At 63.8% G+C, this 8,582-nt stretch carries 11 protein-coding genes; 4 read left to right on the top strand and 7 right to left on the bottom strand.

The genetic code is table 11. The features are described 5' to 3' along the window. The 3 genes from EN925_RS12400 to EN925_RS12390 form a co-directional block, all read right to left on the bottom strand. Positions 1-302, bottom strand: a 302-nt coding sequence (locus EN925_RS12400; RefSeq protein WP_245487219.1) for an ATP-binding cassette domain-containing protein, incomplete at its 3' end; no start/stop codon positions are given. Between the two features lie 286 nt (positions 303-588). Further along, on the bottom strand, positions 589-1,047 hold the full coding sequence (locus EN925_RS12395) for a nuclear transport factor 2 family protein (RefSeq protein ID WP_013528430.1): 459 nt from the start codon (positions 1,045-1,047) through the stop codon (positions 589-591). Between the two features lie 86 nt (positions 1,048-1,133). After that, positions 1,134-1,493: a hypothetical protein gene (locus EN925_RS12390; RefSeq protein ID WP_127368937.1), complete on the bottom strand. Its 360-nt coding sequence runs from the start codon at positions 1,491-1,493 to the stop codon at positions 1,134-1,136. 79 nt (positions 1,494-1,572) lie between these two features. Here EN925_RS12390 and EN925_RS12385 point away from each other — a divergent pair, with 79 nt between their 5' ends. The 3 genes from EN925_RS12385 to EN925_RS12375 all read left to right on the top strand — a co-directional run bounded on the left by EN925_RS12385 (position 1,573) and on the right by EN925_RS12375 (position 4,371). After that, positions 1,573-2,151, top strand: a complete 579-nt coding sequence (locus tag EN925_RS12385) for a TetR/AcrR family transcriptional regulator (protein ID WP_127384821.1) — start codon at positions 1,573-1,575, stop codon at positions 2,149-2,151. Between the two features lie 44 nt (positions 2,152-2,195). Beyond that, a complete protein-coding gene (gene fabF, locus EN925_RS12380) occupies positions 2,196-3,461 on the top strand; it encodes a beta-ketoacyl-ACP synthase II (RefSeq protein WP_084015525.1) in 1,266 nt (421 codons plus the stop codon). A 94-nt stretch (positions 3,462-3,555) separates the two neighbouring features. Further along, on the top strand, positions 3,556-4,371 hold the full coding sequence (locus EN925_RS12375; protein WP_127365447.1) for an oxidoreductase: 816 nt from the start codon (positions 3,556-3,558) through the stop codon (positions 4,369-4,371). Between the two features lie 22 nt (positions 4,372-4,393). Here the strand turns inward: EN925_RS12375 and EN925_RS12370 are convergent, their stop codons facing one another. The 4 genes from EN925_RS12370 to speB form a co-directional block, all read right to left on the bottom strand. Then, positions 4,394-5,041: an amino acid ABC transporter permease gene (locus EN925_RS12370; protein WP_024502056.1), complete on the bottom strand. Its 648-nt coding sequence runs from the start codon at positions 5,039-5,041 to the stop codon at positions 4,394-4,396. Then, the gene (locus EN925_RS12365) at positions 5,038-5,694 is read right to left on the bottom strand and encodes an amino acid ABC transporter permease (protein ID WP_027161086.1); all 657 of its coding nucleotides are present in this window, start codon (positions 5,692-5,694) and stop codon (positions 5,038-5,040) included. Before EN925_RS12365 ends, EN925_RS12370 begins: the two co-directional genes overlap by 4 nt. A gap of 6 nt (positions 5,695-5,700) precedes the next feature. Then, a complete protein-coding gene (locus EN925_RS12360) occupies positions 5,701-6,507 on the bottom strand; it encodes a transporter substrate-binding domain-containing protein (RefSeq protein WP_013528437.1) in 807 nt (268 codons plus the stop codon). A gap of 82 nt (positions 6,508-6,589) precedes the next feature. Continuing rightward, positions 6,590-7,651, bottom strand: coding sequence for an agmatinase (gene speB, locus EN925_RS12355; protein ID WP_127370311.1), 1,062 nt, complete (start codon positions 7,649-7,651; stop codon positions 6,590-6,592). 206 nt (positions 7,652-7,857) lie between these two features. Here speB and EN925_RS12350 point away from each other — a divergent pair. Then, positions 7,858-8,582: LysR family transcriptional regulator (locus EN925_RS12350; RefSeq protein ID WP_128336574.1), on the top strand; the 725-nt coding region annotated here is incomplete at its 3' end.

The raw sequence follows: 8,582 nt of genomic DNA, 5'->3' as shown, positions 1-8,582 counted from the left end.
ACGCTGAGGCTGCCGAACAGGCGAGAGCCCTGGAAGGTGCGGGCGATGCCCATCGCGACGATCTGCGATGTGCGCAGGCCGACGATCGACCGGCCCTCCATCTCGATGCTACCGGAATTCGGCTGGGAGAAGCCGGTGATCAGGTTGAAAAGCGTGCTCTTGCCCGAGCCATTCGGCCCGATTACCCCAATGATTTCACGTTCGTGGAGCTCGATGGAATGATCACGCAGGGCAACTAGCCCTCGAAAGGCTTTTGTCAGCCCGACCGTCCTCAACAGCACTCGACTCGACTGTCTATCCACCCGCCGGTTTGCCCCTGTCCCTCGCCGCCCCGTTCGGCCCGGTCAAGCTTCAAATGGACAATTCGAACGGCAAGATGTCAAGTCCTATTCCCAAGGGGAAAGCTATATGCCTGCCTCGGCTCGACCGTTGCCGCGACAGCACCGGCATCGATGCAGGGCCTGCAGTCCAGCGCGCCAGCGCTCGCTTCTCGAGCCTGCGCGCATAGTGCGTGGGCGCAAGGCACGAGACGAAGACGATCGGCGCCACCGGCCCGTAGACCTTGGGCGTCCTCGGACCGCGCTTGTGCTAGCTTGTTATCTGTTCGGCGACAGCTTCTTCGAGGCCGGCTGCGGCCTGGGCGGCGAGAGCGCGCGCCGCCGCCTGTGAATCGTAGAACTCCTCGAGCGCATGAACCCTGCCCCACCGCAGCGTGAACACGTGGAGACCACGGTTGACGTAGGACGTATCGCCGTTGAGCAGGGTAGCGGTGCCATCCCACTGAGCAAACACGGTGGTATGCCACGGCCAGCCCTTCACCCACACGTGGTTGACCGTGAGATGGAGAGTGGGCAGGACACGGCCGAGGCGCTCGAACCACCGGCGCAGGGCTTGCTTGTCGTGACGCTCGCCACCAAGCGCGTGTGCGCCACCAACCCGGTGATGGACATGCGGCGCGATGGCCTTCACCGCCGCATCCCAGCGATGGTTGTTGACGTCGTCGAAGCTCTGCCGGATCGATTTCTCGACAAAATAGCTGTAAAGCATGTGACCTCTCTCCAAACTTATCGGTGGCGCGCCGTTCCGACGCGAGACCCCGGCCAGCATCGCTCGGCCGTGGCCTGCGCGTCAGGTCAGGGCATTGTCGCGTCGGCTCGCAGGGATGTGTCCGTCTCGGTCGAGACCGTCACTTCCTCACCGGACCTTGAGAACGCGTAGAGCGGGCCCGGGTGGCCCGGTATGGAAAACGCCACGGCGTCACTGTTGGCGAGGCCCATGACAACCCGCAGCGGATCACCCCCGGCCTTCGGTGCGAAAGTGGCGGTGACCTCAAGCAGGTCGCCGCGCGGAACGTAGTAGGCCACCATGTCCAGGTGTCCCTGGTGCAGGCTACCGCCTTCGATCGGGCGTCCGATGGTGGCTTCCTCGGCAAGAGCCGGGGTTGCAAGAAACAGCGCCGCCAGCAGCGAGGCGCCCAAGGTTTTGCGGATCATCTCATTTGTCCTTTTTTAGATTGCGTTCACCCTCTATATAGGGTATAGATTACGAATGCAATCTAAAAAGGAGATGACGATGCGTGTAAGTCGCACTCAGGCCGCGGAAAACCGTGAGACCGTGATCAATGTGGCAAGCCGGCTTTTTCGGGAGCGCGGGTTTGACGGCATCGGCCTCAAGGATCTGATGAAAGGGGCCGGGCTGACCCAGGGTGCCTTTTACAAGCAATTCGAGTCGAAGGACGATCTGGCGGCGCTGGCGTCCAGGCGGGCGATGGAAAGCGCCACCCACAAATGGTCGGCCGCGACCGCGGCAAATCCCGGGAACCCGCTCGACGGGGTGATCTCATTCTACCTCAGCATGGATCATCGCGGAGAAAAGATGGACGGCTGCCCGGTCGTTGCGCTCGGCTCGGATGCGGCCAGGCAAGGTGCCGAGGTGAAGGCATCATTCGAGACGGGCATCAAAGCGTACCTTGAGATGCTCGGCGGTTGGGTTGGCGAGGGCGACAGCGAAAAGACCGGCAACAAGGCAATGGCCGTTCTCTCGACGATGGTCGGCGCGGTCGTGCTGTCGCGGGTCGTCAACGACCCCGACCTTGCGCAGGCTTTTCTGGATGCGGCGGCCGATCAGGTTCGCGAAGCAGTCGCTACTTGAACGGCGCGAGCAGCGCCGCCAGCACAGCAAGGATAGGAGAGCAGATGGAACGGATTGTCGTCACGGGCATGGGTGCGGTCACGCCCCTTGCCGCCAATGTCGAAGCGTCCTGGTCACGCCTGCTTGCTGGCCGGTCTGGCGTTCGCAGGCTTCCTGACGATGTGGTGGGAGAGCTGCCGGCTAAGATTGGCGGCGTGGTTCCCTCCCTGGGCGAAGACCCCGAGGCTGGTTTCGATGCCGATGCCGTCCTGTCCGCGAAGGATCAGCGCAAGGTAGACCGGTTCATTCTCTTCGCGCTGGCGGCGGCGGAAGAGGCGCTTGCGCAGGCGCAATGGAAGCCTGCCTTGGAGGCGGATCGCCTGCGCACGGCCACGATCATCGCTTCAGGTGTCGGCGGGTTCCCGGCCATCACCGAGGCGGTGCGCACGGTGGACCTGCGTGGCGCCCGCCGCCTGTCTCCCTTTACGGTGCCGTCCTTCCTGGTGAACCTCGCGGCGGGCCACATCTCGATCCGTCATGGCTTCAAAGGTCCACTCGGCGCACCGGTGACGGCGTGCGCGGCGGGCATCCAGGCGATCGGCGACGCCGCCCGCCTGATCCGCGCCAACGAAGCCGACATCGCCGTGTGCGGCGGAACGGAAGCGTGCATCAACACCGTCAGTCTCGGCGGTTTCGCCGCGGCTCGTTCTCTTTCAACCGGCTTCAATTGGGCGCCGGCCCAAGCCTCGCGCCCTTTCGACACATCGCGGGACGGCTTCGTCATGGGCGAAGGGGCCGGCGTGCTGGTCATCGAGGCGTTGAGCCACGCGTTGGCGCGCGGCGCAAAACCGATTGCTGAGCTCGTCGGCTACGGCACGACGGCGGATGCCCATCACGTCACCTCCGGGCCAGAGGACGGCGACGGCGCGCGCCGGGCCATGCAGATCGCGATTGCCCAGGCAGGGATTTCGCCACGCGACGTTCGTCATCTCAATGCGCATGCGACCTCCACGTCAGTCGGCGACCTGGGTGAGATCGAAGCGATCAAGAGCGTGTTCGGGCGCGATTTCGCGATAGCTGTCAGTGCCACGAAATCGGCGACCGGACACCTGCTCGGAGCGGCCGGCGGGCTTGGTGCGATCTTCGCAATCCTGGCGCTCAGGGATCAGGTCGCCCCGCCAACCCTCAACCTTGGCGAGGCCGATCCGGCCGGCGACGGAATCGACTTCGTCGCCAACGCACCCCGGCCCATGGAGATGGAGTACGCGATCTCCAATGGCTTCGGCTTTGGCGGCGTGAATGCCAGCGCCCTGTTCAGACGCTGGAACTAGCGGTGGCCAGACGCAGTCATGACCGACGCCCTTTGCCCCGGCCTATCTCAATGCTTTTCCCAATCCGATCCAACGCAAAGAAGGATATGAATCCATGAACAAGACCAATCCCGGCGTCGCCCTTGTCACAGGGGCATCTTCCGGCATCGGGCGCGCTACCGCCGACGCGTTGCTCGGCGCTGGCTTTCGCGTCTTCGGAACCAGCCGTCGCACGGCCTCACAGCAATCCGCCGGCGTGACCATGCTGACCTGCGACGTGACCGACGACGCGTCCGTCGCGACAATGGTCGATGACGTTCTGGCCGCGGCCGGACGCATCGACGTGCTTGTCAACAATGCCGGCATGGGCCTGTTTGGCGGCGCGGAGGAGTCCTCGACCGCCCAGGCCAAGGCGCTGTTCGACGTGAACGTCTTCGGCGTCTTGCGCGTGACCAACGCGGTGCTGCCGGCAATGCGGCGCCAAGGGAAGGGCAGAATCGTAAATTTGAGCTCGGTACAGGGGTTCATCCCCGCTCCCTATTTCGCGCTTTACTCGTCGACCAAACACGCCATCGAAGGGTATTCCGAGTCGCTCGATCACGAATTGCGCCCCTTCGGCATTCGCGTTTCGCTGGTGGAGCCCGCCTATACCCGCACATCATTCGAGGACAATCTTGCCGCCCCCGACCGGTCGCTCGAAATCTACGACTCCGCGCGCGCGGGGATGACTATGTCAGTGCGGAAATCAATGGAAAAAGGCGATGCGCCCGAAGTGGTCGCCAAGACCATTCTGGCAGCAGCGACCGATCCCGCGCCGAAGAAACGCTATGCGGCGGGGAAAATGGCGCGCCAGGTCCGTTTCCTGCGCCGTTTCGTCCCCGCATCCGCATTCGACAAGAGCCTGCGCAAGCAGCTTGGGTTGCCGGTCTGAAATCGGGCGCTGCCTTGGCGCGTCAGCGAGCAGCCGCCTGTTTCTCGAGCCTGCGGGCGTATTGCGTCAGCGGAAAGCACATGACGAAGAAGATCAGCGCCACCAGCCCGTATACCTTGAACGGTTCGAAGGTCGCATTGTTGATGGCGTTGGAGGTCCGCACCAGCTCCTCGAAGCCGATGATCGAGGTGAGCGCCGTCGATTTGATCAGCTGCACCAGGAAGCCGACCGTGGGTGCGCGGGTGATCGAAAACGCCTGCGGCAGGATGATCAGCCTGAGTTCCTGCAGATAGTGCAGGCCGAGGCTGGCACCGGCGTCCCATTGACCGAGGGGTAGCGCCGCGACGCCGGAGCGCCAGATCTCGGCGAGATAGGCGCTGGCGAAGAAGGTGAGGCCGAGCGCCGCCGCGGTCCACGGCTCGATGCGCAGACCAAGCATCGGCAGGCCGAAGAACATCAGGAACAGCTGCATCAAGAGCGGCGTCCCCTGGAACAGGGCGATGTAGCCGGAGGCGACACGCCGGCTCCATTTGTTCTCAGCGATCCTGAAGAACAGCACGATCATGCCGACGATGCCGCCGCCGATAAAGGCGGCCAGCGATAGCAGCACCGTCCAGCGGGCGGCGAGCAGTAGGTTGCGCACGATGTCCCAGAAGGTGAACTCGATCATGACACACCGGCTCCGAGCGCGCGGCGCCCGCCTGACACCAGCAGCCGGCGCAAGGCCATCGACAGAGCGAGATAGACCAGCGTCACGACGAAATAGGTCTCGAAGGAGCGGAAGGTGCGTGCCTGCAGCATGTCGGCCTCGTAGGTCAGCTCACGCACGGCGATCTGCGACACGACGGCGGACTCCAGCATCATGATGACGATCTGGCTGGTGAGCGCGGGGTAGATGATCTTGAGCGCCTGCGGCAGCACGATCTTGACGAACACCTGGCGTGGCCGCAGCCCAAGGGCCAGCGCTGCTTCCGTCTGCCCGCCGGGCACGGCGTCAAGCCCGGCGCCGACGATCTCGATGGTGTAGGCCGCCATGTTGAGCGTCATCGCCAGCATCGCGGCCAGGAGCGGGTCGAGCCGGACGCCCAGGCTGGGCAGCCCGAAGAAGATGAAGAACAACTGCACCAGGAACGGCGTGTTGCGCATCACCTCGACATAGCAGGCGATTGCCCGCTTGAGCAGCACCGGGCCGTTTCGCCGCCCCGCGGCACCCAGGATGCTGAGCAGCGTTCCGGCCAGCGTGGTCACGGCGATCAGCAGGATCGTCGTGGCCGCGCCATGCGCGATGTCGCCCAGGGCACCCGGGAGCCAGGCAAAGGCCACGGAAACTCAATCCTTGAGATTGTCGGGATTGAGCGGCGTCTTCAGCCAGGCTTTCGAGCTTTCGTCCAGCTTGCCGTCGGCCAGCATCTTGGCGACCGCATCGTTGACGGCCTTCTTCAGGCCGTCTTCGTTCTTGTTGAGGCCGATATGCGAGGGCGAGGTCAGAAGCTGGAACTTCTGCTCCGGCTTCAGTGCGTCCTGCTTGGCCAGCACCTGCGCGCCGACGTCGTTGCCGACGACCATCAGCTGCGTCTGGCCGGAGATGAAGGCCTGGATCACCGAATTGTAGTTGTCGAAGCGCTTTATGTCGGCCGATGCCGGTGCTGCCTCGGTGAGCGAGGTGTCTTCCAGCGTGCCGCGATTGACGGCGATCGACTTGTCGGCGAGGTCTTCCTTGCCTTTGACGGCAAGCGCTGCCGGACCGATCACGGCGATGTAGTAGGGCGCGTAGGCAGCGGCGAAGTCGATGACCTGCTCGCGTTCCTTCGAATAGCCGACGCTCATCAGCAGGTCGACGCGATGATCGTTCAGATACGGGATGCGGTTCTGGCCGGTGACGGCGATGGGATTGAGCTTCACCTTGAGCGTATCGGCGATGTATTGCGCGACATCCATGTCATAGCCCTTGAGGCTCATGTCGGCGCTGGCCGAGGAGAAGGGCGGAAAGTCGGCGAAGACGCCGACATTGATGGTGCCGGCCTTGGTGATGTCCGCCAGCGCATCGGCGCTAGCGGCCTGAACTGCGAGGCCGAAACCGGCCGTGCCGAGCATCAGCACGGCGGCGATGGAGGCAAATGTCTTACGGATTGTCATTGTCATTCCCCTGTCTGGAAGCTTTGTTTGTTCGGGTCGGCCGCCGGCTCCAGCGCGGCGGCTGCCTTTGCTTTTCTAGACGTCAGGCGCCCTTGCCTGTTATCGCCGGGCTGAACACCATCAGGCTCAGTATCTCGAACAGCACCTGCGCCGCAGCGTGCGCCGTGTTGGTGGTGGCGTCGTATTGCGGCGCCACCTCGACGACGTCGCCGCCGACGATGTTGAGACCTTTGAGGCCGCGCAGGAGTTCAAGCACTTCGCGCGTCGTCAGCCCGCCGACCTCCGGCGTGCCGGTGCCCGGCGCGAAGGCCGGATCGACGCTGTCGATGTCGAAGGAGACATAGGTCGGGCCGTCGCCGACGATCTTGCGCGCCTTCTCGATGATCGCCGGAATGCCGAGGCCGGTCACCTCCTCGGCATGCACCACGGTCATGCCGGACTCGTAGGTGAACTCCCACAGATATTCGGCCGAGCCGCGGATGCCGATCTGGATCGTGCGCGTCGGGTCGAGCACGCCGTCAAGCACAGCGTTGCGGAACGGGCCGCCATGGTGGAACTTGGTCATGTCGAACAGGCCGCTGGTGTCGCAGTGGGCGTCGATATGGATCAACCCGACCGGAGCTTTCTTGCCGACGGCCTTCAGGACCGGATGGCTGATCGAATGGTCGCCGCCGATCGACAGCGGAATCACCCCGGCATCGACGATCTGGTTGGTGCGGCGCTCGATATCCTCATGGCTGGTCTCAAGCCGGTAGCGGCTGCGGAACGGCGTGTCACCAATGTCGGCGACCCTGAGCTCATGCGTCGGCGCGCATTCCAGCACGTGATTGTAGGGCCCGATGCGCTCGATGGCGCGCAACGCCCTTGGCCCGAAGCGCGAGCCCGGGCGGTTGGTGACGCCGAGATCCATCGGCACGCCGATCATCGCCACCTGCAAATCGCCGAAATCCGGATTGTCGGCCGATATTTCGCGGTAGGGCGCGGCAAGAAAGGTCGGGATGCCTGAATAGGGCGCCAGCCGCGTGCCGCTCTTGGAGAAGATCTTGTCGGCGACCTTGCGGAATTTCGGGTCGAACATCTCGCCGCCATGGCTTTCACCATATTTGCGACGCAACGCATCGAGCTTGCCGCGATCGTATCCCATGTCCGCTCCTCCTGGGCTGATGCAGTGCCGGCGCGGGTGACGCCTGCGAACCGACCGTCATCCGGCCGGGCCGCTGTCCCGCTGGCTGCCTGCAGATTTCATGTCTTGATGCTGTTCTGAACTCAAGTGTCTGGCAGTGGCATTGAAAAATCAATTGATATTGTTAGGGTGTTTTCTGTGAGAAAATCTCACAACAAAGTGGTACCATGACCAAGCGCCTGCCACCGCTCAATCCGCTGCGCGCCTTCGAGGCAACGGCTCGCCATGGTTCACTGACCAAGGCGGCGACTGAGCTGAACGTCACGCATGGCGCTGTCAGCCACCAGATCAAGGCGCTCGAGCAGTCGCTCGGTGTCAAGCTGTTCGAGCGGGTCGGCCAGCGGGTCAAGCTGACACCGCATGGCGCGGAGCTTCTGCCGGCGGTGTCGACCGCGTTCGACGGCATCGCCGCCGCCACCCAGCGCATGACAAGGCCGGCGAGCAGCGGCACACTTTCGGTCTCCTGCGTGCCGGCGCTACTGTTGCTGTGGATGACACCGCGGCTCGGCAGTTTCATGGCGCAATATCCCGACATAAGGCTGACGCTTATTCCTTCCAACGATCCCAAGGATTTGCGGGCGCCCAATATCGATGTCTGCGTGCATTATGGCGACGGCAGCTGGACCGATTGCTGGATGCGCAAATGGTCGGGCCTCGAACTGTTTCCCGTGGTCAGCCCGACCTTGATCAACAACCGGCCGATCCGCAGCGTCAGGGATCTCGCCGATCATGTCTTCCTGCATGGCGATGACGGCCGCGAGTGGCACACCTGGCTGGCTGCCGCCGATGCGCTGGACCTGGAGCGGGGCCGCCGCCATCACCTCGGCGATGCCCGTATGGCGACCGAGGCGGCGGTGCACGGCCACGGCGTGGCGCTGGGCGACTCGGTGAC

Origin of the sequence: Mesorhizobium sp. M7A.F.Ca.US.006.04.2.1 (assembly GCF_004022915.1) — a bacterium.
In the GTDB taxonomy this organism is placed as follows: domain Bacteria; phylum Pseudomonadota; class Alphaproteobacteria; order Rhizobiales; family Rhizobiaceae; genus Mesorhizobium; species Mesorhizobium ciceri.
Note: the sequence above shows the minus strand (reverse complement) of the source record. Positions and strands in the feature narration are given on the sequence as shown.

Bases quoted from the DNA above. Each gene is read 5' to 3' on its own strand.
- EN925_RS12370 (WP_024502056.1), bottom strand. From the start codon at position 5,041: ATGATCGAGTTCACCTTCTGGGACATCGTGCGCAACCTACTGCTCGCC.
- EN925_RS12395 (WP_013528430.1), bottom strand. From the start codon at position 1,047: ATGCTTTACAGCTATTTTGTCGAGAAATCGATCCGGCAGAGCTTCGAC.
- speB (WP_127370311.1), bottom strand. From the start codon at position 7,651: ATGGGATACGATCGCGGCAAGCTCGATGCGTTGCGTCGCAAATATGGT.
- EN925_RS12385 (WP_127384821.1), top strand. From the start codon at position 1,573: ATGCGTGTAAGTCGCACTCAGGCCGCGGAAAACCGTGAGACCGTGATC.
- EN925_RS12390 (WP_127368937.1), bottom strand. From the start codon at position 1,493: ATGATCCGCAAAACCTTGGGCGCCTCGCTGCTGGCGGCGCTGTTTCTT.
- EN925_RS12360 (WP_013528437.1), bottom strand. From the start codon at position 6,507: ATGACAATCCGTAAGACATTTGCCTCCATCGCCGCCGTGCTGATGCTC.
- fabF (WP_084015525.1), top strand. From the start codon at position 2,196: ATGGAACGGATTGTCGTCACGGGCATGGGTGCGGTCACGCCCCTTGCC.
- EN925_RS12375 (WP_127365447.1), top strand. From the start codon at position 3,556: ATGAACAAGACCAATCCCGGCGTCGCCCTTGTCACAGGGGCATCTTCC.